Origin of the sequence: Geodermatophilus maliterrae (assembly GCF_041018925.1) — a bacterium.
Classification (GTDB): domain Bacteria; phylum Actinomycetota; class Actinomycetes; order Mycobacteriales; family Geodermatophilaceae; genus Geodermatophilus; species Geodermatophilus maliterrae.
Genome location: NZ_JBFNXQ010000017.1, coordinates 1 through 26,543, shown reverse-complemented (window position 1 = coordinate 26,543; position 26,543 = coordinate 1). Strand labels below are relative to the sequence as shown.

28 protein-coding genes are annotated in these 26,543 nt (G+C 75.1%); 14 read left to right on the top strand and 14 right to left on the bottom strand.

The window, feature by feature from the left end; genetic code table 11:
• Positions 1-25: 25 nt before the first annotated feature.
• On the bottom strand, positions 26-652 hold the full coding sequence (locus ABQ292_RS07760) for a hypothetical protein (protein WP_369204938.1): 627 nt from the start codon (positions 650-652) through the stop codon (positions 26-28).
• Positions 653-803: 151 nt separating this feature from the next.
• On the opposite strand from ABQ292_RS07760, the gene ABQ292_RS07755 reads away from it, so the two are divergent.
• From ABQ292_RS07755 to eutC, 5 genes are all read left to right on the top strand, one after another.
• A complete protein-coding gene (locus tag ABQ292_RS07755) occupies positions 804-1,202 on the top strand; it encodes a hypothetical protein (protein ID WP_369204936.1) in 399 nt (132 codons plus the stop codon).
• A gap of 82 nt (positions 1,203-1,284) precedes the next feature.
• Positions 1,285-2,166, top strand: a complete 882-nt coding sequence (locus tag ABQ292_RS07750) for an SDR family NAD(P)-dependent oxidoreductase (RefSeq protein WP_369204934.1) — start codon at positions 1,285-1,287, stop codon at positions 2,164-2,166.
• Between the two features lie 107 nt (positions 2,167-2,273).
• Positions 2,274-3,734, top strand: a complete 1,461-nt coding sequence (gene eat, locus ABQ292_RS07745; RefSeq protein ID WP_369204932.1) for an ethanolamine permease — start codon at positions 2,274-2,276, stop codon at positions 3,732-3,734.
• A complete protein-coding gene (locus ABQ292_RS07740) occupies positions 3,731-5,146 on the top strand; it encodes an ethanolamine ammonia-lyase subunit EutB (RefSeq protein ID WP_369204930.1) in 1,416 nt (471 codons plus the stop codon). Before eat ends, ABQ292_RS07740 begins: the two co-directional genes overlap by 4 nt.
• Before the next feature lie 73 nt (positions 5,147-5,219).
• Positions 5,220-5,969 (top strand): ethanolamine ammonia-lyase subunit EutC, encoded by a 750-nt coding sequence (gene eutC, locus ABQ292_RS07735; RefSeq protein ID WP_369204928.1) that lies wholly within the window; start codon positions 5,220-5,222, stop codon positions 5,967-5,969.
• Between the two features lie 33 nt (positions 5,970-6,002).
• Here the strand turns inward: eutC and ABQ292_RS07730 are convergent, their stop codons facing one another.
• The 7 genes from ABQ292_RS07730 to ABQ292_RS07700 all read right to left on the bottom strand — a co-directional run bounded on the left by ABQ292_RS07730 (position 6,003) and on the right by ABQ292_RS07700 (position 13,974).
• Positions 6,003-6,395 carry a nuclear transport factor 2 family protein gene (locus ABQ292_RS07730; RefSeq protein WP_369204926.1) on the bottom strand — a complete coding sequence of 131 codons (393 nt, stop codon included), beginning with the start codon at positions 6,393-6,395 and terminating at the stop codon, positions 6,003-6,005.
• Positions 6,396-6,474: 79 nt separating this feature from the next.
• Positions 6,475-7,671 (bottom strand): glycerate kinase family protein, encoded by a 1,197-nt coding sequence (locus tag ABQ292_RS07725; RefSeq protein WP_369204924.1) that lies wholly within the window; start codon positions 7,669-7,671, stop codon positions 6,475-6,477.
• Positions 7,668-9,203, bottom strand: a complete 1,536-nt coding sequence (locus ABQ292_RS07720) for an ATP-binding protein (RefSeq protein ID WP_369204922.1) — start codon at positions 9,201-9,203, stop codon at positions 7,668-7,670. Before ABQ292_RS07720 ends, ABQ292_RS07725 begins: the two co-directional genes overlap by 4 nt.
• Positions 9,200-10,693, bottom strand: coding sequence for an SLC13 family permease (locus tag ABQ292_RS07715; RefSeq protein ID WP_369204920.1), 1,494 nt, complete (start codon positions 10,691-10,693; stop codon positions 9,200-9,202). Before ABQ292_RS07715 ends, ABQ292_RS07720 begins: the two co-directional genes overlap by 4 nt.
• A gap of 145 nt (positions 10,694-10,838) precedes the next feature.
• Positions 10,839-12,455, bottom strand: coding sequence for a tripartite tricarboxylate transporter permease (locus ABQ292_RS07710; protein ID WP_369204918.1), 1,617 nt, complete (start codon positions 12,453-12,455; stop codon positions 10,839-10,841).
• Positions 12,455-12,970, bottom strand: a complete 516-nt coding sequence (locus ABQ292_RS07705) for a tripartite tricarboxylate transporter TctB family protein (RefSeq protein ID WP_369204916.1) — start codon at positions 12,968-12,970, stop codon at positions 12,455-12,457. Before ABQ292_RS07705 ends, ABQ292_RS07710 begins: the two co-directional genes overlap by 1 nt.
• Positions 12,967-13,974, bottom strand: coding sequence for a Bug family tripartite tricarboxylate transporter substrate binding protein (locus ABQ292_RS07700; RefSeq protein ID WP_369204914.1), 1,008 nt, complete (start codon positions 13,972-13,974; stop codon positions 12,967-12,969). The genes ABQ292_RS07705 and ABQ292_RS07700 overlap by 4 nt, the downstream gene beginning before the upstream one ends.
• 173 nt (positions 13,975-14,147) lie before the next feature.
• Here ABQ292_RS07700 and ABQ292_RS07695 point away from each other — a divergent pair, with 173 nt between their 5' ends.
• The 3 genes from ABQ292_RS07695 (at position 14,148) to ABQ292_RS07685 (ending at position 16,970) form a co-directional block, all read left to right on the top strand.
• Positions 14,148-15,731: a sensor histidine kinase gene (locus ABQ292_RS07695; protein ID WP_369204912.1), complete on the top strand. Its 1,584-nt coding sequence runs from the start codon at positions 14,148-14,150 to the stop codon at positions 15,729-15,731.
• The gene (locus ABQ292_RS07690; RefSeq protein ID WP_369204910.1) at positions 15,728-16,465 is read left to right on the top strand and encodes a response regulator; all 738 of its coding nucleotides are present in this window, start codon (positions 15,728-15,730) and stop codon (positions 16,463-16,465) included. Before ABQ292_RS07695 ends, ABQ292_RS07690 begins: the two co-directional genes overlap by 4 nt.
• 109 nt (positions 16,466-16,574) lie before the next feature.
• Positions 16,575-16,970: a universal stress protein gene (locus tag ABQ292_RS07685; protein ID WP_369204908.1), complete on the top strand. Its 396-nt coding sequence runs from the start codon at positions 16,575-16,577 to the stop codon at positions 16,968-16,970.
• A 55-nt stretch (positions 16,971-17,025) separates the two neighbouring features.
• On the opposite strand, the gene ABQ292_RS07680 is transcribed toward ABQ292_RS07685, so the two are convergent.
• Together ABQ292_RS07680 and ABQ292_RS07675 are read right to left on the bottom strand one after the other, a co-directional pair.
• Entirely contained in the window at positions 17,026-17,739 is a 714-nt protein-coding gene (locus ABQ292_RS07680; RefSeq protein WP_369204906.1) for a GntR family transcriptional regulator, read from the bottom strand.
• Entirely contained in the window at positions 17,736-18,821 is a 1,086-nt protein-coding gene (locus ABQ292_RS07675; protein WP_369204904.1) for an Ldh family oxidoreductase, read from the bottom strand. Before ABQ292_RS07675 ends, ABQ292_RS07680 begins: the two co-directional genes overlap by 4 nt.
• Before the next feature lie 51 nt (positions 18,822-18,872).
• On the opposite strand from ABQ292_RS07675, the gene ABQ292_RS07670 reads away from it, so the two are divergent.
• Genes ABQ292_RS07670 through ABQ292_RS07655 form a run of 4 tightly spaced genes read left to right on the top strand, consistent with a single transcriptional unit; the run spans position 18,873 to position 22,153 of the window.
• A complete protein-coding gene (locus tag ABQ292_RS07670) occupies positions 18,873-19,184 on the top strand; it encodes a putative quinol monooxygenase (RefSeq protein WP_369205008.1) in 312 nt (103 codons plus the stop codon).
• Positions 19,181-19,639 (top strand): cupin domain-containing protein, encoded by a 459-nt coding sequence (locus ABQ292_RS07665; protein ID WP_369204902.1) that lies wholly within the window; start codon positions 19,181-19,183, stop codon positions 19,637-19,639. Before ABQ292_RS07670 ends, ABQ292_RS07665 begins: the two co-directional genes overlap by 4 nt.
• On the top strand, positions 19,636-21,048 hold the full coding sequence (locus ABQ292_RS07660; RefSeq protein ID WP_369204900.1) for an NAD-dependent succinate-semialdehyde dehydrogenase: 1,413 nt from the start codon (positions 19,636-19,638) through the stop codon (positions 21,046-21,048). Before ABQ292_RS07665 ends, ABQ292_RS07660 begins: the two co-directional genes overlap by 4 nt.
• A 19-nt stretch (positions 21,049-21,067) precedes the next feature.
• Positions 21,068-22,153, top strand: coding sequence for an isocitrate/isopropylmalate dehydrogenase family protein (locus tag ABQ292_RS07655; protein ID WP_369204898.1), 1,086 nt, complete (start codon positions 21,068-21,070; stop codon positions 22,151-22,153).
• Positions 22,154-22,157: 4 nt separating this feature from the next.
• Here the strand turns inward: ABQ292_RS07655 and ABQ292_RS07650 are convergent, their stop codons facing one another.
• Positions 22,158-23,342, bottom strand: a complete 1,185-nt coding sequence (locus tag ABQ292_RS07650) for an MFS transporter (RefSeq protein ID WP_369204896.1) — start codon at positions 23,340-23,342, stop codon at positions 22,158-22,160.
• A complete protein-coding gene (locus ABQ292_RS07645) occupies positions 23,339-24,031 on the bottom strand; it encodes a GntR family transcriptional regulator (protein ID WP_369204894.1) in 693 nt (230 codons plus the stop codon). Before ABQ292_RS07645 ends, ABQ292_RS07650 begins: the two co-directional genes overlap by 4 nt.
• Positions 24,032-24,117: 86 nt before the next feature.
• Here ABQ292_RS07645 and rraA point away from each other — a divergent pair, with 86 nt between their 5' ends.
• Entirely contained in the window at positions 24,118-24,609 is a 492-nt protein-coding gene (gene rraA / locus ABQ292_RS07640; protein WP_369204892.1) for a ribonuclease E activity regulator RraA, read from the top strand.
• A 4-nt stretch (positions 24,610-24,613) separates the two neighbouring features.
• Here rraA and ABQ292_RS07635 read toward each other — a convergent pair whose 3' ends face one another.
• On the bottom strand, positions 24,614-25,165 hold the full coding sequence (locus ABQ292_RS07635) for a dihydrofolate reductase family protein (RefSeq protein ID WP_369204890.1): 552 nt from the start codon (positions 25,163-25,165) through the stop codon (positions 24,614-24,616).
• A 147-nt stretch (positions 25,166-25,312) separates the two neighbouring features.
• Here ABQ292_RS07635 and ABQ292_RS07630 point away from each other — a divergent pair, with 147 nt between their 5' ends.
• Positions 25,313-25,624, top strand: coding sequence for a hypothetical protein (locus ABQ292_RS07630; RefSeq protein WP_369204888.1), 312 nt, complete (start codon positions 25,313-25,315; stop codon positions 25,622-25,624).
• A gap of 5 nt (positions 25,625-25,629) precedes the next feature.
• Here the strand turns inward: ABQ292_RS07630 and ABQ292_RS07625 are convergent.
• The coding region (locus tag ABQ292_RS07625) for an ATP-binding cassette domain-containing protein (RefSeq protein ID WP_369204886.1) at positions 25,630-26,543 on the bottom strand (914 nt) is incomplete at its 5' end.

The window sequence follows — 26,543 nt, the reverse complement described above, 5'->3', positions numbered from 1 at the left end:
CTGGACCGGGCCCACGGCTGCGACGTCAGACGCCGTATCCGGCGCGGTCGACCCGGCGGTGGTAGCGGGTGCCGAGCGTGCCGCCGAGGACGGCACCGATCAGCGTCGCGACCAGGATGGCCGCCAGCGTGATGACGCCGGCCGTCGTCGCGGTGCCCTCGTCGATCGGGATGCGCGGCAGGTTGAGCTGCTGGAGCACGTTGTACTGGGCGCCGAGCGCGGTACCGGCCAGCGCCAGCACCACCACGACCAGCAGGCCGATCAGCCACACGGCCAGGCCCTGCCGGGCGCCGTCGAAGCGGGCCATCCGGCCGGCCACGTAGCCGCCGGCGAGGTAGGCGAGGAAGAGGACGACGAGCAGGCCGATCGCGCCGGCCAGGCCCACGGTGCCGGCCTGCCGCGCGGCCTCGTCGACGCTGTCGAGCCCCTGCGCCAGGCCGAGCCCGACGCCGGCCGCCGACAGCAGCGCGACCAGGAGGACGGCGAGCCCGTTGGCCGACAGCCAGCCGAAGAAGGCCGCGCCCCACTTGATCCCGCCGAAGCGCGCGTGCTGTGCCGCGACGGCGTCCCGGGCCGCGCCACGGGTGGAGTGCGCACCCTCGGTGGTGACCGTCGCGTCGTGGTCGTGGTGGGTACGGTCGTTGCTCGCCATCGGACCTCCTCGTCGTCGGGCCGGAGTGAGCCCCCGGCCGGTCCCGCACCGGTGGTCCCGGCGCGTCGCCGCAGGTCGGCTACCCGGTCCGGCCGGTCGTGAACGGCGAGGCCGGCCGGTTCCCCCGTCCGGGGAGTGCCCAAGAGGTGCGATGACGGTCCTGCTCGTGGACGCCGCCAACGTGGTCGGCTCCCGTCCCGACGGCTGGTGGCGCGACCGCGCCGGTGCCACCAACCGGCTGCTGCTGCGGCTGGCCGCCCTGCCCGGTCAGCCGCTGGAGGAGGGGACGGTCGAGGAGGTGGTGGCCGTCGTCGAGGGAGCCGCGCGGGACGTGCCGGAGCCGGACGGCGTCTCGCTGGTGCGCGCGCCCGGCAGCGGCGACGACGCCCTGGCCGCCACCGCCGCCGACCTCGCCGCCGCGGGCCGTCGTGTGCTCGTGGTCACCGCCGACCGGGGACTGCGCGCCCGCCTGCCGGAGGGCACGGCGGTGGTCGGCCCCGGCCGGCTGCTGGATGTCCTCGATCGCATGGCGGACAACGGATCGGGGTAGGCGGGGGTGTCCGCCGAGCCCGGGCGGTGCCCGCGACGGCGTCCCCGGCCATCCCGAACCACCGCCGAGGAGACGACGCCGCATGCCGCAGACCGTGCTGATCACCGGGGCCTCCAGCGGCATCGGCCGCGCCACCGCCCACCTGTTCGCCGAGCGCGGCGCCAACCTCGTGCTGATGGCCCGCGGACGCCAGGCGCTGGAGGACACCGCGGCCGAGGCCCGCGCGAAGGGCGCCGGCGACGTCGTCGTCTGCCCGGCCGACGTCCTCGACGAGGACGCGCTGCGCACCGCCGTCCAGAGCACCGTGGCCCGCTCCGGCAGCCTCGACGTGGTCGTGCACTCCGCGCAGGTGATCGCCTACGGGCGGATCGAGGACGTGCCCAAGGCGGTCTTCGAGCGGGTGGTCGACACCGCGCTGCACGGCACGGCCAACCTCGTGCGCACCGTGCTGCCGGTGTTCCGCCGCCAGGGTGCCGGCCACCTCGTGGTCGTCAGCTCGCTGCTGGCGTCGGTGACCACCCCGTTCATGGGCAGCTACAACTCCGCCAAGTGGGGCCAGCTCGGCCTGATCCGGACGCTGCAGCAGGAGACCCGCGACGTCCCCGGCATCCACGTCTCGGCCGTCGCCCCGGGCGGGGTCAACACCCCCATCTACTCCCAGGCGGGCAGCTACATCGGCCTCAAGGGCCGCCCGCCCGTCCCGATCTACTCGCCGGAGCGGGTGGCCCGCTCGGTGGTCGCGCGGCTGGACAGGCCGCGCCGGCTCGTCCAGTCCGGGTTCGCCAACCCGGTGGTCATCCTCGGCTTCCGGCTCTTCCCGGCCGTCTACGACGCCCTCGTCGGGCCACTGCTGCGGGTCTTCGCCCTCGCCGACGACGACCGCACGGAGCCCACGCCGGGCAACGTCCTCGAGTCCCGGCCCGCCGGCAACGCGACGGAGGGCCGCTGGCACGGCATCCCCTGAGCCGGTGTGAACGGCGCGTTGCGTCCCGCGCGGGCCGTTGACCTGGGCCCGGGCACGGGACGAGGCTGGCCCTCCCCGCCGTCGGCGGGCCGACCGCGGAGGCGCCCGTGACCGCCGATCCCAGCGCCCGCCCGACCCGCCCCGCCCACGCGGGCGTGGAGGCCGAGCGGGTCGACGAGGGCTACCTGCACCGCCGGCAACTGCGCTCCGGGACGGCGGGCTGGCTGCTGCTGGCCGGCCTCGGCGTCTCGGCGGTCATCTCCGGTGACTACGCCGGGTGGAACTTCGGCCTGGCCGAGGGCGGGTTCGGCGGGCTGCTGATCGCCACCGTGCTCATGGCGGTCATGTACACCGCGATGGTGTTCGGCCTGGCCGAGCTCGGCTCCGCGCTGCCGACCGCCGGCGGCGGCTACACGTTCGCCCGCCGCGCGCTGGGCCCGTGGGGCGGGTACGCCACCGGCGTCGCGGTGCTCATCGAGTACGCCATCGCGCCGGCCGCCATCGCCACCTTCATCGGCGCCTACGTCGAGTCCCTGGGGCTGTTCGGCATCACCGACGGCTGGTGGGTGTACCTGGCGGCCTACGCGCTGTTCATCGGCATCCACCTGCTCGGCGTCGGCGAGGCGCTCAAGGCGATGTTCGCCGTCACCGTGGTCGCGCTCGCCGGCCTGGTGGTCTTCCTGGTCGGCGCCGTCCCGCGGTTCGACGCCGGCAACCTGCTCGACATCGCGCCCACCGACGCCGCCGCTGCCTCGTCGTTCCTGCCCTACGGGATCCTCGGCATCTGGGCGGCGTTCCCGTTCGCCATCTGGTTCTTCCTCGCCGTGGAGAGCGTGCCGCTGGCCGCCGAGGAGGCCCGCGACCCGGCCCGCTCGATGCCGCGGGGGATCGTCGCGGCGATGGGCGTGCTCGTCGTCCTCGCCGTCCTCATGCTGGTGTTCACCCCGGGCGCCGCGGGCTCCTCGGCGATCGCGGGGTCGGGCAACCCGCCGGTCGACGCCCTCGCCGGCTCCGGCGCCCCCGAGGCGCTGACCCGGGTGGTCAACTACGCCGGCCTGTTCGGCCTGGTCGCCAGCTTCTTCTCGATCATCTACGCCTACTCGCGGCAGACCTTCGCGCTCTCCCGCGCCGGCTACCTGCCGCGCGCCCTGTCGGTGACCAACGGCCGCAAGGCGCCGGTGCTGGCGCTGCTGGTCCCCGGCGCGATCGGGTTCGTCCTGTCGCTCACCGGCCAGGGCGCGATGCTGCTCAACATGGCCGTCTTCGGGGCGACGGTGTCCTACGTGCTGATGATGGTCAGCCACATCGTGCTGCGCCGCCGCGAGCCGGACCTGCCGCGCCCGTACCGGACGCCGGGCGGGACGGCGACCACCGGCGTCGCGCTGGTGCTCGCGGCCGCCGCCGTCCTGGCCACCTTCCTGGTCGACGTCACCGCGGCGCTGTGGACGCTCGCCGCGTACGCCGCCTTCCTCGCGTACTTCGCCCTCTACAGCCGCCACCACCTGGTGGCCTCGGCGCCGGAGGAGGAGTTCGAGCTGCTGGCAGAGGCCGAGGAGGACGTGCGATGACCGCGCGGCGGGGCACCGTCGCCGGGCACGCGTACGAGTTCCCGACCCTGGTCGAGCTGATGGCGAAGGCCACCCCGCTGCGCTCCGGCGACGTCCTGGCCGGGTGCGCCGCGGAGTCCGCGGCCGAGCGGGTCGCCGCGCAGACGGTGCTCGCCGACCTGCCGCTGGCCACCTTCCTCGACGAGCAGGTGGTCGGCTACGACGAGGACGACGTCACCCGGCTCGTCCTCGACACCCACGACGCCGCGGCGTTCGCGCCGGTCGCGTCGCTGACGGTGGGGGAGTTCCGGGACCGGCTGCTGGCCTGGGCCGCCGCCGGCGACGAGGCGGCGATCAGCGCGCTGGCGCCGGGACTCACCCCGGAGATGGCCGCGGCCACGTCGAAGCTGATGCGCAACGCCGACCTGGTCGCCGTCGGCCGGCGCACCCGGGTGGTGACGGGCCTGCGCAGCACGCTCGGCCTGCCCGGCCGGCTGGCCTCGCGGCTGCAGCCCAACCACCCGACCGACGACCCGCTGGGTGTGACGGCGTCCATCGTCGACGGGCTGCTGCAGGGCTGCGGGGACGCCGTCATCGGGATCAACCCGGCCACCGACTCGCCGGCCCGCACGGTCGCGCTGCTGGAGCTGGTCGACGAGGTGATCACCAGGTACGGCATCCCGACGCAGTCCTGCGTGCTGGCGCACGTCACCACGACGCTGCGGGCGCTGGAGCAGGGGGCACCGGTCGACCTGGTGTTCCAGTCGGTGGCCGGCACCCAGCCGGGCAACCGCGGCTTCGGCGTCACCCTCGACCTGCTGGCCGAGGCCCGTGCCGGGGCGCTGGCGCTGGGCCGCGGCACGGTCGGGTCGAACGTCACGTACTTCGAGACCGGGCAGGGCTCGGCGCTGTCGGCCGACGCGCACCGGGGCATCGGCGGCCGGCCGGTGGACCAGCAGACGCTGGAGACCCGCGCCTACGCCGTCGCCCGGCACTTCGAGCCGCTGCTGGTCAACACCGTCGTCGGGTTCATCGGCCCGGAGTACCTCTACGACGGCAAGCAGGTGCTGCGCGCGGGGCTCGAGGACCACTTCTGCGGCAAGCTGCTCGGCCTGCCGATGGGCGTGGACGTCTGCTACACGAACCACGCCGAGGTCGACGAGGACGACATGGACGCGCTGATGCTGCTGCTCGGCACGGCGGGCTGCACGTTCCTCATCGCCGTCCCCGGGATGGACGACGTGATGCTGCACTACCAGTCGCTGGCCTTCTCCGACGTCCTCACCACCCGCTCCGTGCTGGGGCTGCGGCCGGCGCCGGAGTTCGAGGCGTGGCTGGCGAGGATGGACCTGCTCGACGACGCCGGCCGGGTCCGCGAGCTCACCGCCGACGCGCCCGCCGCGCGCGCCCTCCTCGCGGCGGCCTCGACGTGACCGAGCTCGCGAGGTCACGCAGGGGCACAGCACCGCCGGGCACGAGGCCGACGAGCGCCGGCGAGGAGGACTCGTGACCGACGCCCTCGACCGGCCGCTGCCGCCGGGGAACGACCCGTGGGCGGTGCTGCGCAGCGCCACCCGGGCCCGGGTCGCGCTGGGCCGGGCCGGCGACGCGCTGCCCACCGCGCGGGAGCTGGAGTTCCGCGCGGCGCACGCCGCCGCCCGGGACGCGGTGCACCAGCCGCTGGACCCGTCGCTGGTCCGGGCCGGGCTGCCCGGGCGCGAGCTGCTGGAGGTGCGCTCGGCCGCGCCCGACCGGGCCACCTACCTGCAGCGACCCGACCTCGGCCGGCAGCTCGCCGAGGGCACGTCGCTGCCGCGCACGGACGCCGACCTCGCGGTGGTGGTCGCCGACGGGCTCTCCCCGCGGGCGGTCCACGAGCACGCCGCCGGGCTGGTGACCCCGCTGCTGGAGCGGCTGCCCGGCTGGACCGTCGCGCCGCTGGTGCTCGCGCACCAGGCGCGGGTGGCGCTCGGCGACGCGGTGGGCGCGGCGCTCGGCGCCCGGGCCGTCGTCGTGCTGATCGGGGAGCGGCCGGGACTGTCGTCGGCGGACTCGCTCGGCGTCTACCTGACCTGGGGCCCTCGGCCGGGGCGGGCGGACTCCGAGCGCAACTGCGTCTCCAACGTCCGCCCGCCGCACGGGCTGTCCTACGCGCAGGCCGCCGACACCGTCGCCGCGCTGCTGGGCGCCGCCCGCGAGCTGGGCGCCTCCGGCGTCGCGCTCAAGGACGAGGGCCCGGCCCTGTCGGCGGGATGAGCGAGGGCCCGGCCCTGCCGGCCGGGCGAGCACTCAGGCGAAGAACGCGTCGACCGCCGCTTGATCGGTGTTCGCCGCCCAGAACTCCGCCATGCAGTCGCCCTCGAAGCGGACGACGTGGGTGGCCAGCACGTCGAGGTCCCGGTCGCCGGTGTGGCCGGACATGCGGACCACGGCGACGCCGTCGGTGTCGTCGGCGAAGACGCGCAGCGGCTCGATCCGGAAGCTGCCCTGGCTGTGCTCCATGATCCGGCCGAACACCTCGAACACCGCGGGCGGGCCGGCGTAGTCGCCGGAGACCTGGTTGCGGCCGGGCTCGTGCCACTGGATGTCCGGCGACCAGAGCTCGGTGAGGCGGTCGAGGTCGCCCTTGCCGAAGGCCTCGTAGGCCTCGAGCAACCGGGTGACGTGGGGGTGGTCGGACATGGTGGGCTTCCTCCGCGGACGGTTCCCTCGTGGACGACGAGGGCAGTGTCGACCCGGCCGCCCCTGGCCGAGAAACGGATTACCGCGTCTCGGTCTCCTGCCAGGCCAGCCGGCGCCCGACCAGCAGCAGCCGCATCGTCTGCTCGGCCGAGCACACCAGGAACTCCGAGGCCTCCTCCAGCGCCTCCTCCAGGGTGCACGGGCGGGTGAGGATCGAGGTGTAGGCGTCCAGGCCGACGTCGAGCGCGGCCTGCACCCCCTCACCGACCGTGCCGCTGAGCGCGATCACCGGGATGTCGCGCAGCGCCGCGCGGCGGGCCACCTCGGCGGGCACCTTGCCGCGCGCGCTCTGCCGGTCGATGGCGCCCTCGGCGGTGATGACCAGGTCGGTCCGCGACAGCAGCGCGTCGAAGTCGAGGTAGCGGGTGACGACGTCGAAGCGCGGCTGCAGCCGGGCGCCGAGCAGCGCGGACAGCCCGGCGCCCAGGCCGCCGGAGGCGCCCGAGCCGGGGGCGGTGCGCACGTCCACCCCGACGTCGGCCTGGATGACGTCGGCGTAGCGCTCCAGCGCCTCCTCCAGCCGGACCACGGTCGCCTCGTCGGCGCCCTTCTGCGGGCCGAAGACGCGGGCCACCCCGCGCGGCCCGGTGAGGACGTTGGCCCAGTTGCAGGCGACGTCGATCGGGGTGGTGGCGATCCGCGGGTCCAGCCCGGAGACGTCGACGCTCTTCAGCCGCGCCAGCTCCCCGCCGCCGGCGCCGATCTCCTCGCCGGCCTCGTCGAGCAGCCGGACGCCGAGCGCCTGGGCCATCCCGGCGCCGCCGTCGTTGGTCCCCGAGTCGCCGCAGCCGACCAGGACGCGGGCCGCCCCGGCGTCCAGGGCGGCGGCGATGAGCTCGCCGACGCCGCGGGTCGTGGTGGTCAGGGGGTCGCGGCGGTCGCGCGGGACGTGCCGCAGGCCCGCCGCGGCGGCCATCTCCAGCACCGCTGTCGGGCCGGTGTCCTGCCCCGCCGGGCCGCCGGGCGGGTCGAGCAGTCCGAAGTAGGCCTCGACCGGCTCACCGACCGGGCCGGTGACGGTCACGTCGTGCAGGGTGCCGCCGACCGTGCGGACCAGCGCCTGGGCGAAGCCCTCGCCGCCGTCGGGGACCGGCGCCTTGTGGATCAGCGCGTCGGGCACCGCGCGGCGCACGCCCGAGGCGATGCAGTCGGCCACCTCGTCGGCGCCGAGGCTCTCCTTGAAGCCGGACGGGGCGATCAGCACGCGCAGTCTCATCGGGTCTCCTGGGGGATCGAAGGGGGGATCGAGGGGGTGGTCGAGGGCCCGGTCGAGGGCCCGGTCGAGAGGCCGGGGCCCGGCGCGGTACGCGGGAGCAGCAGGCGCGCGGTGGTGCCGCCGCCGGGGACGGTGCGCAGCTGCAGCCGGCCACCGTGCTGCTCGACGACGGAGGCCACCAGGCGCAGGCCGGTGCCGCGGGAGGCCGACGGGCGGGGGCTCCCGTCGTAGAGCCAGGTGACGTCCTCCTCGGACAGGCCGGTGCCGTCGTCCTCGACCTCCAGCGCGACGGTGTCGGCCTCGTCGGGGTCGGCGACGGCGCGCAGCCGCAGCCGCCCGCCGCGGGCCGGCAGCGCGTCCAGGCCGTTGCGGACCAGCTCGCCGAGCGCCTCGCGCGTGCGGGCACGGTCGAGCAGCAGCGGGCCGGCGTCCGGGTCGACGTCGACGTCGGTGCTCACCGAGCGGCGGACCACCTCGTCGGCGACGCGGTCGAGCACCTCGTGCAGCAGCGCGGCCGGCTCGACCGGCACCGGCCGCAGGTCCACGGGGTAGGCCAGGCTGCCCAGCCGGTCGAGGGTGGCGTCCACGGCGTCGATGCGGGCGAGCAGCGCGCCGGCCGCGGCCGAGCCCGCGCCGTTCCCGGAGGCGCCGTTCCCGGCGGCCAGCGCCGCGGTGTCCTCGCGCAGGTGGGCCAGCATCCGGCGCAGCAGCAGCGTCGCGTCCTCCTGCGGCTCGCTCGGCGCCCGCGGCACCGGGGTGTGCTCGGTGCCCAGCCGCTCGGCCAGAGCGTTGTACTCGCGGTTGAGCTCGGCGATCTCGTCGTCGCCGTCCTCGGGCAGACGGGTGCCGGTGTCGCCCCGGTCGAGGCCGCGCAGGGCGTCGAGCAGCCGGCGCAGCGGGGTGAACACCCCGCCGGTCAGGTAGGCCCCGACGAGCAGCAGCAGCGAGAGCACCCCCGCGCCGGCCACGGCGAGGGTGAGGGTGGCCGTCCGGCGCGCCGCGGCGGCGTCGGCGCGCAGCTCCCGGCGCTTGTCGCGGTCGGTCTCGACGGCGGCGGCGGTCAGGCTCTCGAACGGCTCGACGAGGGTGGCCTCGACCTCGGCGAGCGCGGCGGTGGCCTCCTCGGTCCGCCCGGCGTCGACGAGGTCGAGGACGCGGTCGGCACCCTCGTCGAGCCGTGCCGCGGTGTCGCGGATGGCGGTCACCTCGGCGCGCTCGCCGGCGTCGTCGGCCAGGGCCGCCCACTCGTCGAAGGCGCGATCCAGCGGCTGACGGGCCTGCTCGTACTCCGCGCGGGCGTCGGGCACCCCGCGGACGGCGGCCGGCACCTGGGTGAGCGCGTCGAAGGCCTGGGCCCGCACCTCCTGCAGCCGCAGGCTGCGCACGTAGTGGCGGGAGAGCGTCTGCTCCGTCTCCGTCCACTGCACGAGGGTGAAGCCGGTGACGCCGACGACGAGCACGCCGAGCAGGCCGAGCGCGACGAGGCTCCGCAGCAGCCGGCGCTGCAGCGGGCGGGGCCGGGTGCCGCTCACAGCGCCAGCCCCACGAGGCGCCAGTAACCGAGGTAGAACACGACGACGAGCGCGACGTGGGCCAGCAGCAGCACCGACGACAGGCGGAGCAGGTCCGGCGGCTCGAAGGTGTCCCCGTCGAGCTCGGCGTAGAGCAGCAGCGCCTTGCTGCTGACGGGGAAGGTCAGGCAGTAGTCCATGCCGACGGTCCCGATGAAGACCATCGCCACCGGGTCCAGGCCCAGCGAGGCACCGAGGTAGAGCAGCGCCGGGACGAGCGCGGCGGCGCGGGCGGCGTGCGAGGTCATGTAGACGTGCGAGGTCAGGGTGAGCACGGTCAGCACGACGAGGACGAACAGCTCCGAGCCGGCCTGGGCGATGCCCGAGACGGCGAACAGCCGCTGCACGATCCACTCGGCGGCGCCGCTGTCGATCAGCGCCTCGCCGAGCACGAGGGCGGCCCCGACGAACACGACGAGGTTCCACTCGACGGCCTTGACGCCGGCCTTCCAGGACAGCACGCCGATGCCCGGTGCGGTGAGGGCGACGGCGCCGGCGACGGCGACGGTGGCGACCTCGATGCCGTGCACCGACTCGCTGACCCACAGCCCCACCATCGCGAGGGTCACCGCGACGGTGCGCCGCTCCGGCCGGCTGTAGGTGGCCCGCGGGCCGGTGGGCACGGTCAGCGGCAGCGCGCGGGTCTCCGGTCCCAGGAACATCCGCGAGACGGCGAAGCAGGAGACCAGGGCGGCGGCCAGGCCGAACGGGATGCCGTAGAGGGCCCACTCGGCGAAGGAGATCCGCTCGCCGGAGAACTCCTCGAGCAGGTCGTTGGCGATCAGGTGCGAGCCGGCGCCGACGAGCGTGCTGACCGTCGTCACCAGGATGACCGTGGGCACCAGCAGGGCCAGCGCGCGGGAGACCGCCCGGTCGCCGGCGGCCCGGCTGAGGCTGCGGTACACCGGCAGCATCACCGCGGCGCGGCCCGAGGTCGACGGGATGAGCAGCGACAGCGGCAGCAGCAGCACGGTCACCGACCACAGGACGCCGCCCACGGTGCGTGCCCGGCGGGCGACCAGCCCGGTCAGCCGGCCGGCCAGCCCGCTGGAGGTGATGGCGCCGCCGAGCACGAACGCGCCGACCATCAGCCAGACGACGTCGGAGGCCAGCGAGTCGAACAGCGCGTCCTGCTCCGCGCCGCCGAGGGCCACGAGCACGAGGACGGCGAGCAGCGAGACCCAGGCCGCCGGCAGCCCGGTCATCGACCAGAGCACGATGGCCAGGGCGAAGGCGAACAGCGCCGCCTTGGCCTCGCCCGGCAGCGTCTCCGGCAGCAGCAGGACGCCGACACCGACCACCACCAGGGCGGCGACCGGGCGCACCGCGGCGACCGCCCAGCCCGGCCGGCGCGGGCCCGGTGGGGGCACCGGCGCCGGCCGGGAGGCGACGAGCCGGGAGCCGGCGGGTGACGTCCGGCTGGACAGCTCGAGAACGGTCGGTTGCGGCACGCCTCGACGCTAGGGAGGGCGCGGGCCCCCGGCGACGTCTGTGAGAGCGTCCTCATCGGGCGCTCACGTGCACGTGGGAGCGCTCTCATGCGGCTCCGTGTCGTCCGGTTCGCAGCTCCCGTCCGACGCTCGGCCCCGTCTCCCACTACCTCCCGTCGTGGTCGTCCGACCGGTCGGGGTCCCTCTCGACCCGGCGCTCGACGGCGACCGCCGTCGTCGCCCCGTGGTGGTGGTGCGCCTCCTCGATCTCGTGCACCGCCTCGTCCAGCACGGGGACGTGCACGGCCTTGCGGGGCAGCAGCAACCGGACCAGCGGCCACAGCAGGACCAGCGCGACGATCACGTAGACCACGACGGCCATCGGGTCGACCAGCCCGCCGAGGTCGCCGTTGCTGAGCTGCAGCGCCTGCCGCAGCTCCGCCTCGGCGAAGGGCCCGAGGATCACGCCGATGATGGCCGGCAGCAGCGGCAGCCCGTAGCGGCGCATCATGAAGCCGAGCGCGCCGATGACCAGCAGCAGGAACAGGTCGAAGACGTTGGCGTTCGCCGCGTACGCGCCCAGGCTGGCGAAGAACAGGATCCCCGCGTACAGGTACGTGCGCGGGATGCGCAGCAGACGCGCCCACACCGGCGCCAGCGGCAGGTTGAGCACCAGCAGCGCCGCGTTGCCGATGAAGAGGCTGGCGATCAGGCCCCAGACCAGTTCCGGCTCGTTGTCGAACAGCTGAGGTCCCGGCTGGATGCCGTAGCTCTCGATGGCGGCGAGGAGGACCGCCGCGGTGGCCGTCACCGGGATGCCCAGGGTGAGCAGCGGCACGAGACCGCCGGCCGCCGAGGCGTTGTTCGTCGCCTCCGGTCCCGCGACGCCCTCGATGGCTCCCGTGCCGAACTCCTCGGGGTGCTTCGAGAGCCGCTTCTCGGAGACGTAGGAGAGGAAGGTCGGGACCTCCGCGCCACCGGCGGGGACGGCGCCGAAGGGGAACCCGATCGCGGTGCCGCGCAGCCACGGCTTCCACGACCGGCTCCAGTCCGACCGGCTCATCCGCGGGTTGCCCACCGGGATGACCTCGACCGGACGACGGCGCAGGTGGGCGGCGGTCCACAGCGCCTCGCCGACGGCGAACAGACCGACCGCGACGACGACGACGTCGATGCCGTCGGCGATCTCGGCGATGCCGAAGGTGAGCCGCTGCTGGCCGGAGGTCGCGTCGATGCCGATCAGGCCGATGGTCAGGCCCAGCCCGAGCGAGGCCAGGCCGCGCACCCGCGAGCTGCCGAGCACCGAGGTCACCGCGATGAAGGCCAGGACCATGATCGCGAACATGTCGGCCGGCGAGACCTCGACGGCGAGGTCGGCGACCAGCGGGGCCACCAGGGCCAGCAGCAGCGTGGCGATCGTGCCGGCGACGAACGACCCGATGGCCGCGGTCGCCAGGGCCTGCGCGGCACGGCCGGACCGGGCCATCTTGTTGCCCTCGATCGCGGTGACCACCGAGGCGCTCTCACCGGGGGTGTTGAGCAGGATGGACGTCGTCGACCCGCCGTACATGCCGCCGTAGTAGATGCCGGCGAACATGATCAGCGCCGTGGTGACCTCGAGGCCGCGGGTCAGCGGCAGCAGCAGCGCCACCGCCATCGCCGGGCCGATCCCGGGCAGGACGCCGATCGCGGTGCCCAGCAGCACGCCCAGCAGCGCGAAGGCCAGGTTCGTCGGGGTCAGGGCGGTGCCGAACCCGTCGATCAGGGAGCTGAACCCGTCCATCAGAGGATCCCCCTCAGGACCCCGGGCGGCAGCACGATGCCGAGCCCGAGGGCGAACAGGTAGAAGGAGCCGATCGACAGGGTGAAGGCGATGACCGCGTCACGCACGTAGTGGCGGCTGCCGAGCGCGAAGGCGCTGCCCCAGAACAGGAGAGCCCCGGAGAAGACCCAGCCCAGCGGCTCGATCAGCAGGGCGTTCGCGACGAAGGCCGCCGCGAGCATCGCGATCGTCTGCCAGTCGCTGCCACCGGTCAGCTCGACGTCCTCGCCGCCCTCGGGCTCCCCGCGGCCGCCGCGCCGGATGTCGAGCGCGAGGACGATCCCGACGACGACCAGCAGGCCGCCCACGACCATGGGGACGGCGGCGGGCCCGACCGGCCCGCGGACGATCCGGCTCTCCGGGATGAGGAGGGCCTGCACGACGACGAGGAGGCCGAGCGCCGCCAGGAAGAGGGCCACCCCGTACTCGGAGCGGCCCTCCGCCCGCGTCGTGCTCCCCGGGGAGGTGGCACTCACGTCAGGCCCAGCTCGCTCAGCACGCCCTGGACGCGGTCGCTCTCGCTCTGCAGGAACTCGGAGAACTCGTCGCCGGTCATGAAGGCGTCGGTCCAGCCCTGGTCCTCCAGGACCTGCTGCCAGGCCTCGCTGTCGTGCATCTCGGTGACCGCGTCGACGAAGCGCTGGGTCTGCTCCTCGGAGATGCCCGGGGCCGCCACGATGCCGCGCCAGTTGGTGAAGGTCAGGTCGACGCCCTCCTCCTGCAGGGTCGGCGCGTCGACGCCCTCGACCGGCTCCTCGCTGGTGACCGCGAGGATGCGGACGTCACCGCCCACTGCCGACTCGGCCACCTCGCCCACGCCGGTCGCGGCGAATTGCACGTCGCCGCCGAGGATGCCGGCGAGCAGCTCGCCGCCGCCGTCGTAGGCGACGTAGTTGACCTCGGTCGGGGTGACGCCGACCTCCTGGGCCAGCAGCATCGGGGTCAGGTGGTCCGGGCCGCCGGGGTTCGACGCGCCGCCGACCGGCACGTTGCCGGGGTCGGCGCTCCAGGCCTGCACCAGCTGGTCGAGCGTCTGGTACGGGGAGTCGGCAGGGACGACGATCGCCTCGGCCTCCTCGATCAGCCCCGCGATCGGCGTGGTCTGGTCGAGGGTCGCCTCGGACTGGTTGCTGTACTGCGCGCCGACGACGCCGAGGCCCATCTGCATGAGCATCTCGGCGTTGCCCTCCTCGTTGACCAGGCGCTGCAGGCCGACGGTCCCCCCGGCGCCCTCGAGGTTGAACACCTCGACGCCCTCGGCGAGCCCCTCCTCCTCCATGACCTGCGCCCAGGCGCGGGCGGTGCTGTCGTAGCCGCTGCCGGGCGAGTTGGGGACCATGACCCGGAGGCCGGTGATCGCCTCCTCGCTGTCCCCGCCACCGGCGGCCGAGCCGCCCTCCGCCGTCGTGCCGCAGCCGGTCAGCACCAGGCCGGCGGCCACGGTGCCGGCGGCGAGTCTCCGCAGGTGGGCAGTGCGCATCTGTTCCTCCAAGGGTGCGGCCGCTGCCGGCCGCGTCGGGAGAAGGCTGGCAACCGGCCCGGGAGGTGTCACGGTTGCGGAGGCATTGCGTCTTGCGGTCCTTGTGTTCACGGTCACAGGGAGGCGGTGGCGTGGTGCACTGTCGTCCCGTCCCCAGCCCCCCGGGAGGCACCGTGCTCCGGCGTCTGTCGCTGGCCGGCCAGCTGCTGGCGCTGCAGGTCGTGATCATCCTGCTGGTGCTGGTCGGCGTGGCCGCCGTCTCGGTCGCCCAGACGACACAGCGGGCGGAGGAGGTCGAGGGTCGCCGGGCGCTGTCGGTGGCCGAGACGCTGGCCAACGCGGTGTCGCTGCGCTCGGCGGTGGACGACGGACTGGTCCCGTACATCGGCATCGCCGCGGAGAGCGCCCGCACCGTCTCCGGCTCGGCGTCGGTGGTCGTGGCCGACGCCGACGGCACGGTCCTCGCCAGCGCCGACCCCGCCGAGCTCGGGACGGCGTTCCCGCTGGGGGACAGCACCGTGCTCCAGGGGCGGGCCTGGGTGGGGGAGCGCGCCGACGCGGACGGCGGCTACGCGGTCGCGATGGTGCCGGTGCTCACCGGCCGGGAGATGCTCGGCTTCGTCGCGGTGGAGCGTCCCTACCCGGGCGTCCTCGACGGCCTCGCCGCGGCCGCGCCCAACCTGCTCACCTACCTCGGCCTCGCCAGCGTGCTGGGGATCGTCGGCTCGCTGCTCGTGGCCCGCCGGGTCAAGCGCCAGACGCTCGGCCTGGAGCCGGCCGAGATCACCGGCCTGGTCGAGCACCAGCGGGCCATGCTGCACGGCATCCGCGAGGGCGTCGTCGGCCTGGACCTGCACGGGCGGGTCACCCTGGTCAACGACGAGGCCATCCGGCTGCTGGGCATCCCGGGCGACGCGGTGGGCCGCGACCTCGCCGAGCTCGGGGTGGGCGAGGAGCTGCGGGACGCCCTGCTGCGCGGCGAGGAGGAGCGCGACCGCGCCGTGGCCACCGCCGGCCGCGTCGTCGTGGTCAACCGGCTGCCGATCAGCAGTCACGGTCGCACGCTCGGGTCGGTCACCACCCTGCGCGACCGCACCGAGCTGCTGGAGCTGCGCCGGGAGCTGCAGCTGACCCGGCACGTCACCGACACGCTGCGCGCCCAGGCGCACGAGTTCAGCAACCGGCTGCACACCATCGCCGGGCTGATCGAGCTGGGGCAGGTCGAGGAGGCCGTCCGCTTCGTGCACCGGGTGAGCGCCGGCCGCTCGCAGCTGGGCGCCGAGGTGACCGCCGCGGTGCAGGACCCCGCCATCGCCGCGCTGCTCATCGCCAAGGCCAGCCAGGCCGCCGAGCTCGGGGTGGACCTGCGCTTCGCGCCCGACTCCGCCCTGCCGCCGCTCGGCGACGAGCTGAGCACCGACGTCGCCACCGTGGTGGGCAACCTGGTCGACAACGCGCTCGACGCCGCGGCGGCCGCGCCCGAGCGGTGGGTCGAGGTGTCGCTGGGCCTGGTCGACGGCGAGGTCGACGTCGTCGTCCGCGACTCCGGCTCCGGGGTGCCGCCCGGGCTGGAGCGCGAGGTGTTCCGCAAGGGCGTCACCACCAAGGACCCCGCGGGTGGCGGCGAGCGCGGCATCGGGCTGTCGCTGGTGCACCTGGTCTGCGCCCGCCGGGGCGGTGAGGTGGTGGCGTCCTCCGACGGCGGCTCGGTGTTCACCGCCCGGCTGCCGGCCGACCCGGAGCTGGTGGGCGCGTGATCCGGGTCCTCATCGTCGACGACGACTTCATGGTGGCCCGGGTGCACGCCGGGTTCGTGGCGGCGGCCGACGGCTACGAGGTCGTGGGCACCGCGTCGACGGGCGCGGCGGCGCTGGCCGACGTGGAGCGGCTGCGGCCCGACCTGGTGCTGCTCGACGTCTACCTGCCGGACATGACCGGCCTGGAGGCGCTGCAGCGGCTGCGCGCCGGCGGCTCGGCGGTCGACGTCGTGGTCATCAGCGCGGCGCGCGACATCGAGAGCATCCGCAGCGCGCTGCACGGCGGGGTCCTGCACTACCTGGTCAAGCCCTTCGACCGGTCCACCCTGGAGCGCTGGCTGGCCGACTACCGCACCCTGTCCGCCGAGCTGCGCAGCGGGGCCGAGCTCGCCCAGGACGACGTCGACCGGGTGTTCGGCCGGCCGGGCGGCACCGGTGTCCCCAGGCCGGTGACCACGCCGAAGGGCATCAGCCCCGAGACCCTCGAGCTGGTCCGCCGGGCGCTGGCCGAGGCCGGGCGCGAGGGGTTGTCGGCCAGCGAGGCGAGCGAGCGCACGGGGCTGGCCCGGGTCAGCGCGCGCCGGTACCTCGAGCAGCTGGTGGCCCAGCAGGAGGCCGACGTCCGGCAGCGCTACGGGACGGCGGGGCGTCCCGAGCGACGGTTCAGCGCCCGGTCGGCGCGGGCGGCCGGCCCGGCCGGCCCTGCCCCGCCGGGTTCCGCCCCGGCGCCGTGAGCCGCGGCCCGGTCCGAGGGTCGTGTCCGGGAGTCGTGGACGAAAGGAACGCTGTGGCCGCTAGGACCGCAAGCGTGACCGGGACCGGGCGCTGCCGCAGGCTGCGGGCATGACCGTCCTCGTCGGCTACGTGCCCACCCCGGAGGGCGAGGCCGCCCTCACCGCCGCCGTCGCCGAGGCACGGCGCCGCGACGAGCCGCTGCACGTGGTGAACACCTCGCGCGGCGACTCGCTGGTCGACCGCCGCTTCGCCGGCGAGGACGCCCTGCGCACCCTCCACGAGCGGCTCGACGCGGCGGGCGTGCGCTACGAGGTCGAGCAGCAGGTGCGCGGCCGGGAGGCCGCCGAGGAGCTCGTCGACACCGCCGAGCGGCTCTCGGCCAGCGTCCTGGTCATCGGGCTGCGCCGCCGGACGCCCACCGGGAAGCTGATCACCGGCAGCTCCGCGCAGCGCATCCTGCTCGACGCCGAGTGCCCGGTCCTGGCGGTCAAGGCCCCGCACTGAGACCCCCCCTGCCCCCACCGCTCGCACGCGCGCGGCGGGCCCCTGCAGGGGTGCCTCAGCCGAGGACGTCCAGCCCGTCCCCGGGGTCCTGGGCGAGGTTGCGGAAGATGGTCCGGAGGCTCTGCGCGAGGTGCTCGGCGATCGCCGCGGCGGCCTCGTCGGCGTCCCCGGCGAGCAGCGCGTCGCACATGCGCAGGTGCTCGGAGACGGACACCTCCACACGGTGGGGGTCGACATGGGAGAGGTTGCGCAGCCGGGCGGTGTGCGGCCGCAGCTCGGCGATGGTCCGCCGCAGGTGCTCGTTGCGGGTGGCGCCGATGATCGCCCAGTCGAACCGGTCGGCCAGCTCGTAGAACGCGCGGGAGCGCGCCGGCGAGGGGGCGCGGCGCACGACGCGGGCGAACTCGGCGCGCATCGCGGTGACGCTGCGGCGGAGCTGCGGATCGGTCGCCGCGGCCTCGGTCGCCTGGCGCATCGCGGCCGGCTCCAGCAGCGACCGGAAGTCGAACAGGTCGCGGACGCTCCGCAGGGACACCCGGGACACCCGCGCCCCCTGCCGGGGGACCAGGTCCACCAGTCCCTCCGCCGCGAGCCGGCGCAGCGCCTCGCGCACCGGAGTACGGGATGCCCCCGTGCGCTCGACCAGCGCGAGCTCCGACAGCGGCGTCCCGGGAGCGAGCTCGCCGAGCTCGATCTCCTCCTTCAGCCGTCGGTGGACCAGGTCGGCCTTGCTGACGTCCGGCTGGGCCTCCTCGGGCACGGCGATCACCCGGCCTCCGCCGCGGGGAACGGCACGCCGGTCTCCGCGCCGAGCGCGCGCAGGTCGGACAGCGACTGCCCGGCCAGGATGACCCCCCCGGCCGCGAGGTTCCCTGCCTCGGCGCGGTCCTCCACTTCACCAGGGTAGAAGACCTCGTCGAAGCCCTGGGCGAGGGGAACCGTCTTGACCTCGTCGATCAGCTGCCGCACACGGGCCTCGTACCCGGCGCGGTCGCCGCCGAAGGCCGCGACGTCGAGGGCGAGGAAGAGGTGGCCACACCCGCTGGGACGCCCGGCCTCGTACGGCCCGTGGACACCGGTGCCCACGGCGCTGCCGGTCAGGGCGCCGGACAGCACGTCCATCAGGAAGGCGATCGCGTATCCCTTGTGGCCGGCCATCGGCAGGATCACGCCGAGTACACCCTCCGCCGGGTCGGTCGTGGGGGCGCCGTCCGCGGTCAGGGCCCAGGTCTCCGGGATCGGCTCGCCGCGGTTCTCGGCCAGGTAGATCTTGCCGCGCGCGACTGCGGTGTTGGCGATGTCGACGGCGACGACCCGCCCGTCGGGCCCCGGAGCCGCGATCGACCACGGGTTGGTTCCGAGCCGCTTCTCGCGACCGCCCCAGGGGGCCATCGCCGGACTCGCGTTGGTGGTCATGACGGCGACACACCCGTCCTGGGCGGCCCGCCGGGTGAAGTACATGGCCGTGCCGAAGTGGTTGGAGTTGCGCACGCCCACGACCCCGACCCCGTGTGTGCGTGCTCGCTCGACCGCCAGCCGGCGAGCGCGCTCGGTGAGCACCTGGCCGATGCCGTCGCGGCCGTCGAGCAGCACCAGCGGTCCGGTGTCTGACAGGGCCACCGGGTCGGCGACGGGGCGCATCACCCCGGACCGCAGCCGCGCGGCGTACCACGGCAGCCGCAGGAACCCGTGCGACTGGTGTCCCCAGAGATCTGCCTGGACCAGGCTGTCGGCGACCAGGGCGCCGTCCTCCTTCGGGACGCCGAGGGAGGAGAGCACCCGCCTGCCGAAGTCCCGGAGGGACTCCGGCGCGATCCGGTCGTCGAACTCTTGCGCTCCGCTGTGTGTCATGCTGTATACAGTACTGCATACCAGTCAGAACAGGAATGGGAGGGCGTGTCGATGTTCAGCCTCGTGGTCCAGATGACCGTGCGGCCCGGCCGGCGGGAGCAGTTCCTCGCCGGCATGGCCGCGAACGCGGAGGCGTCCGTGCGCGACGAACCGGGGTGCCTGCGCTTCGACGTCTGCTCGGTCGAAGGGGACGAGAACCGCTTCCTGCTCTACGAGCTCTACACCGACGCCGACGCGTTCGCGGCGCACAAGGCGTCCCCGCACTTCGCGCGGTGGCGCGCCGTCGCCGAGCACGTGGTCGAGAGCCAGGTCAACACCGGCGGCCGGTTGCTGCACACCCACACCTCCGAGGAGTCCGCATGAGCGCCCAGCCCGTCCCGCCGTCGATGGTCCTGCGCCCGGAGGAGATCGAGCGCTTCGACCGGGGGAACGGCGTCGTCACCATCCCGTTCGTCGGCAAGTGGAACTGCGAGGACAACGAGGTCACGACCGGCATGACGGTGTTCTCGCCCGGCACCGGCATCCCCCTGCACTCGCACAACGTCGAGGAGAGCGTCCTCGTCTTCAACGGCGAGGCCACCGCCGTCGTCGGAGACGACGAGTTCGACCTCGTCGCCGGTCAGGCGACCTGGGTGCCGGCCGGCGTCCCGCACTGCTTCCGGAACCGCGGGAACGGAACGATGACCATCTACTGGGTCTACGGCGGCCGCGACGTCACCCGCACCATCACCGCCACCGGTGAGACCTTCGAGCACCTGTCCGAGAGCGACCGCGGCGCTGGACCCGCGCGCCAGAGCGATGGCGCGACCCCGGCATGAGCACCGTCACGACCGTCAACCCCGCCACCGGGGAGCGGCTCGCTGAGTACCCCGCCTTCTCGGAGGGCGACGTCGGATCGGCTCTCGACCGAGCGGCCGACGCGCAGGTCGGCTGGGCCGCTCCGCCGTTCACCGAGCGGGCCGCCGTCCTCCGTCGTACCGCCGAGGTCCTGCGGGCCGACGCCGAGAACCTCGCCGTGCTCGTCACCCGGGAGATGGGCAAGCCCCTCGCGGAGGCCCGTGCCGAGGTCGAGAAGTGCGCGACGGCGTGCGACCACTACGCCGAGCACGGGGAGGCGTTCCTCGCCGACGAGCCGGTGGCCACCTCGGCCGACCGCAGCTGGATCGGCTACGAGCCGGTTGGTGTCGTGCTCGCCGTCATGCCGTGGAACTTCCCGCTCTGGCAGGTGCTCCGGTTCGCCGCCCCGGCGCTGATGGCGGGCAACGCCGCTCTGCTCAAGCACTCCCCGAACACCACCGGCTGCGCGCTCGCGGTCGAGCGCGTGCTGGCCGGCGCCGGCGCGCCGGAAGGGTTGTTCACCGCCCTGGTCGTGGCCGAGCCCGAGGTGCCGGCGGTCACCCGGCGGTTGATCGAGGACCCGCGCATCGGCGCCGTCACCATCACCGGTAGCGAGCGCGCCGGGCGAGCCGTGGGGTCGGCGGCGGGGAACGCGATCAAGAAGTCGGTGCTGGAGCTGGGCGGCTCGGACCCGTTCGTCGTCCTCGCCGACGCCGACCTGCCGCGCGTGGCCCACATGGCCGTCCGGGGGCGGTTCCTCAACGCCGGGCAGAGCTGCATCTCCCCGAAGCGTCTCGTCGTCGACGCCTCCGTCGTCGAGGAGTTCACCCGACTGCTGGTCGTCGAGGTCGAGACGCTGACCGTCGGCGACCCCGAGTCGCCGGGCACGGACGTCGGGCCGATGGCGCGGGAGGACCTCCTCGAGGGTGTGCACCGCCAGGTCGAGGCGTCGGTCGCGGCGGGCGCCCGGCTGCTCACGGGCGGACGGCGGCTCGACGGCAGCGGCAACTTCTACGCGCCCACCGTCCTGACCGACGTCGCGCCGGGTCAGGTCGCCTACGCCGAGGAGATCTTCGGCCCGGTGGCCACGGTGATCGCGGCTGACGGGGACGACGACGCGGTCCGGATCGCCAACGACACCCGCTTCGGCCTGGGCGCGAGCGTCTGGACCACCGATCGGGAACGGGGCATCGCGGTGGCCCGGCGGATCGGCTCGGGCGCCGTCTTCGTCAACGCCGTCGTCGCCTCCGACGTCCGGATGCCCTTCGGTGGCACCCGCGCCAGTGGCTACGGGCGGGAGCTGGCCGCGGCCGGCATCCGCGAGTTCGTCAACGTCCGCACCTGGTGGGTCCTGGACGAGCCCGCCGTCACCGCTCCCACGTCCGAGTAGTCCCGAACCTGGAGGAGACATGACCACCCCCCGCCCCTACCGCCTCGGCGTGATGCTCGGCGACGGCATCGGGCCCGAGATCGTCCCCGCCTCCGTGCACGTGGTCGACGCAGCGCTCGCCGCCGCCGGCGCCGAGCCGGCCGAGTGGCAGGAGCTGCCGCTCGGCGCCTCCGCCATCGACGAGCACGGCAGCGCCATCCCCGAGTCCACGCTGTCGGCGCTGGCCGAGCTGGACGGCTGGCTGCTCGGGCCGCACGACAGCGCGGCCTATCCGGAGCCGTTCCGGTCGCGGCTGAACCCGAGCGGAGCGATCCGCAAGCACTTCGACCTGTACGCGAACATCCGGCCGGCGCGTGGGTTCGAGGGTGGGGAGGCGATCGCCCCGGACACCGACCTGGTCATCGTCCGGGAGAACACCGAGGGGTTCTACGCCGACCGGAACACGTTCGCGGGAACCGGCGAGTACATGCCGACGCCCGACGTCGCCATCGCGATGGGGGTCTTCACCCGGCCGGCGATCGAGCGGATCGCGCGGGCCGCGTTCGCGCTGGCCCGGCGCCGGCGGCACGAGGTGACCATCGTGCACAAGGCCAACGTGCTGCAGCTGAGCTCCGGGCTGTTCCGGCGCGTCTGTCTGGAGGTGGCCGAGGACCACCCGGACGTGGCGGTGGACGACCTCCACATCGACGCGATGACGGTGCACCTGCTGCGCCGGGCCGGTGCCTTCGACGTCGTCGTCGCCGAGAACATGTTCGGCGACATCCTCTCCGACCTGGCGGGTGAGCTCGCCGGCTCCCTGGGCACCGCCCCGTCGATCAACGCCTCGGACGACCGCTGCATGGCGCAGGCCGCGCACGGCTCCGCGCCGGACATCGCCGGCAGGGGGCTGGCCAACCCGATCGCGATGATCCTGTCGTCGGGGATGCTGCTCGACTGGCTGGGCAGGCGGCACGGCGACGACCGTGCTGTCGACGCCGCGGTCCGGGTGGAGGACGGCGTCCGGGCGGCCGTGCGCGCCGGCGTGAGCACCCGCGACCTCGGCGGGGAGGCGTCCACCGACGAGTTCACCGACGCCGTCGTGGAGCGCGTCGGCGCGGGGGCCTGAGCCGTCAGCCGCCGTCCACGCGCAACCGCCGCGCGGCGGCCCCGGCGAGGGCGAGCGCGGCGGCGGTCGCCCACAGCACCCCGGCCGAGCCCACACCGGCGGCGAGCAGCCCGACGGCGCTGGGGATGAGCACCTGGCCCAGCCGGTTGCCGGTCAGCCGCAGCGACATCGCCCGGCCGCGCAGCCCGGCCGGTGCGGTCTCGGCCAGCCAGGACATGGTGAGGGGCTGACCGACGCCCAGCCCCAGCCCGAGCAGGACGACGAGCACCGCCGTCCCGGCGACCGGCATCGGCACCGCGACGGCCGCCATCGACACCGCCGACAGCGTGACGCTGACGAGCATCAGCCGCCGCCGCCCGGCCAACCGCACCAGCCGGCCGAGGAAGAAGCGGGAGGTCATCGAGGCGACGGCGCGGAGGGTCAGCAGCAGCCCGACCGTGCCGGCGGCCAGCCCGCGGTCGGCGCCGAGGGCGGGCAGGTAGACCAGCGTGATGTCGACGGCGGCGAGCACGACGCAGCTGATGGACAGCGCCCGCAGGAGACCCGGCAGGCGCAGCAGCGTGCCCATGCCGCCGGCCTCGGCGGAGCCGCCGGTGCGCTCGCGGACCGGGAACCGCAGGACGGTGGTGCAGGCCAGCAGCAGGACGGCGATCGCCGCGGCCAGGAAGAAGATCGGGCGGGTGTCGGGCAGGGCGCCGGTCCCGCCGGCCACGGTGATCAGCCCGGGCCCGACGGCCTGTCCGAGGGACGCGGCGAAGGTGTAGTGGCCGAACGCCGTGTCGAAGCGCCCGGGCCCGGCGGTGTTGGCCACGGCCGCCTGCTGGCCGACGACCGAGAGCAGGTGGCCGGTCCCGAGCACCACGCTGCCGACGACCAGCCCGGCCGCCCCGCCGCGCTCGCTGGCGAACACGACCGCCGACAGCAGCAGCAGGACCGCGCCGGCCAGCATCACCCGGCGCTCGCCGAACCGGTCGGTGGCCTGTCCCGACGGGACGGCGAGCAGCAGCGGGACGACGGCGAACGACGCGGTGAGGGCGCCGAGCCAGGCGGTCGGCACGTCCAGCTCGATCGCCCGGTAGGCCGACGTCGGGCGCAGCACGAAGGTGATGACCTGGGTGAGCGCGGAGTGCACCAGCAGGACGGCCAGCAGCCGCCGTCCGCCGGCCGGGGGCGTCGCCGGGGCCGTCACCTCCGCGTCCGTGGGGTCGCGTCCGCGGCAGCCAGGCGGTCGGCGGCCCGGGCGGCGAGGCTGGTCTCCACGTGGCGGCGCATCAGCTCGGTGGCCGCCGCGGCGTCGCGGTCCTGGACCGCCTCGACCAGCAGCCGGTGCTCCTCGGCCCGCCGTGCGCGCTCCTCGTCGCTGCGCCCGGCCCGCAGCGCGTGCCGGCGGTAGCGGTCGGTCTTGTCCCACAGGCCGTCGAGGACCTCGACGAGCAGCGCGTTGTGCGACGCCCGGTAGAGGGCCGCGTGGAACCGGCGGTGCCCGGCCAGCTGTGCCGGCGACGGGTCGTCCGGCAGTGACTCGAGCCGGTCCAGGCTGTCGGCCATCCCGGCGAGGTCGGCGGCGGTGCGGCGGTGCGCAGCCAGGCCGGCGGCGAGCGGGTCGAGGTCCTGTCGCAGCTCCACCAGGTCGCGCGCCTCGGTGGCGTCGAGCGGGGCGACCCGGGCGTCGCGGTGGGCGCCGAGCTCCACGAGCCCCTGCTGGGCCAGCCGGCGCAGCGCCTCCCGCAGCGGGGTGGTGCTGATGCCGATCCGGTGGGCGACGGCGGCCTGGTTGAGCACCGCCCCGGGCGCCAGCTCCCCGGTCAGGATCATCTCGCGGACCCGCGCGTAGGCCAGCTCGCTCTTGGTGGCGGCGCTCCCCTGGTCGACGGACACTACTGGTCACAACCTCCTCGGCGTCGTGAGCTGCGCAGATCTCGTAGGAGTGCGCGCGGAGGCATCTAGGTTATAACCTCTGGGTCATGACCGACCAGCGGGTGCCCGCCACGACCGACCTCTGTGACGCACACCCGGAGGTGCAGGTGTGCGAGCCGGTGTTCCGGACCTTCGGTGGCCGGACCGCCTTCTGCGGGCCGATCGCCACGCTCAAGGTGTTCGAGGACAACACCCTGGTCAAGCAGGCCGTCGAGGGACCCGGCGAGGGCCGGGTGCTGGTCGTCGACGGCGGGGGGTCGAGGCGCTGCGGGCTGGTCGGCGGCAACCTGGCGGTGGCGGCGGCGACCAACGGCTGGGCCGGGATCGTCGTGTACGGCTGCATCCGGGACGCCGACGAGCTGGCCGAGCAACCGATCGGGGTCCGCGCGCTGGCGGCCTTCCCGCGCAAGAGCGAGCGCGGGTTGCACTCCGGTCAGGCGGGTCGGCCGGTCGTCTTCGCGGGTGTGGTGTTCCGCGAGGGGGAGTGGCTGTGCGCGGACAGCGACGGGATCGTCGTCCTGCCGACCCCGCCGGCCTGACCGCTCAGCGCACCCGGTAGGTCGTCTGCACCATCCCGCTGCGGAACGTCCGCGTGCGCACGTGCTCGAGCAGCACGTCGGCCGGGAGCGGCCCGAACGGCGTGTGCCCCTCGCCGATGAGCACCGGCACCCGCGACAGCGTGAGCTCCCCGACCAGCCCGGCGGTCAGGAAGGTGTGCACCAGCCGACCGCCGTCGACGTACACCCGCCGGTACCCGGCCGCGGTGAGCGCGGCGACCGCGTCGTCGAACGAGCCGTGCACGGCGATGCGCGCGTCGGCGCCGGGCTCGAGCGTGGTGCTGACGACGTGCACCGGCCGGCCCTGGTAGGGCCACTCGTCCAGCGGCGCGATGACCTCGTAGGTGCCGCGGCCCATGACCAGCGCGTCGATGCCGGCGACGAACTCGGCGAACCCGAAGTCACCGCCCTCGCCGTCGTCCGGGGCGCCGCCGGCGTCCGCGCCGCCGGTGAGCCAGCCGAGGTCGCCGTCGAGCCGGGCGATGAACCCGTCGACGCTCATGCCGAGGAAGACCGATCCGGTGAAGGGGGCGTCCATGCCGGCAGGGTGCCCGACGGGGGCGACGGATCGGGATGCGGCCGGCGCGGCGGTATCAGGCAGGAACTGTCGGACCTCCGGAGTAGGCACAGACATGTTCACCCCGGCGTTGTACGGAGCACGGGGGAACCGCCCAGGAGGCTCGTCATGGCCACCGCCACTCTGCCGATCGACCGCCGTCCCGCAGCCGCGCGCCGGGCCCGGCCCCACGTCGCCGGGGACGTCCTGGCCGTCGCCTGGGCCCCCGGCGCCGCCCCGCCCCGGGAGATCCGCGTCCGGCCCGAGCTGCACGACCGCCTGCTCGCCGAGCTCGGCCCCGCCCTGGCGGAGCACGGTGTCCTCGGGGAGCCGGCCGGGGTCCCGCTCGTCGTCGACCCGGAGCTGCCCGAGTTCCCGGGTTTCGAGGTGCGCCGGGTCCGGCCGGGCGGTCCCGTCCGGCCCGGCGTCCTGGCGGCCTGAGGACCTCAGACGGCCAGTGCGGCCGCCGCGGCGCCGAGCCGGACGACGGCGTCGCCGGGCTGCTCGAGCGTGTCGTCGTGGGTCACGCAGACCACCACCCGGCCGGCCAGCGCCGCGCGCAGGTCGCGCACGAGCGCCGCGGCGGTGGGCGGGTCGAGGTGCGCGGTCGGCTCGTCGAGCAGGACGACGTCGCGGTCGGCCAGCAGCGCGCGGGCCGCGGCCAGCCGCCGCCGCTCACCGCCGGACAGCGCGGTGCCGCCCGCGCCGACCGGGGTGTCGAGCCCCTGGGGCAGGCCGGCCAGCAGCGGGCCGAGGCCGGCGGCGGTGAGGGCGGCGGTCATCCGCGCCTCCCCGTCCGGGCCGGCCAGCGCGCCGCGCGGGGCGGCCAGCGCGAGGTTGGCGCGGATGGTCGAGGCGAACACGTGCGCGTCCTGCGGCAGCCAGGCGGTGCGGGACCGGACCGCCTCGCCGGTCAGCCGGGCGGTGTCGACGCCGTCGAGCGCGTAGCCGCCCCCGCGCGGGCGGAGCGCGGCCAGCAGCACCGCGAGGAACGTCGACTTGCCCGCCCCCGACGGGCCGCGGACCACCAGCCAGCCGCCGTCGGCGCTCGCCCCGGCGGTGAGGCCGCGCAGCACGTCCGGCCCGCCGGGCCAGCCGGCGGTGAGGCCGGTGACGGCGATCTCGCGCACCGGGGCGGGCGCGGGCAGCGGGGCGGCGGGGTCGGCCGGCACCGGGGCGGTGAGGACGGCGTGCAGGCGCGCGCGGGCGTCGTCGAGGGCGCCGCGCCGCTGCAGTGAGGTCACCAGCCCGGTGAGCGGCTCGGCCAGCGCGAGCGGCGCCAGCCCGAGCACCGCGACCTCCGGGCCGGCGAGCCCCGCCGCGGCGCCGACCGCGGTCGCCAGCACCGCCGCCAGGCCGG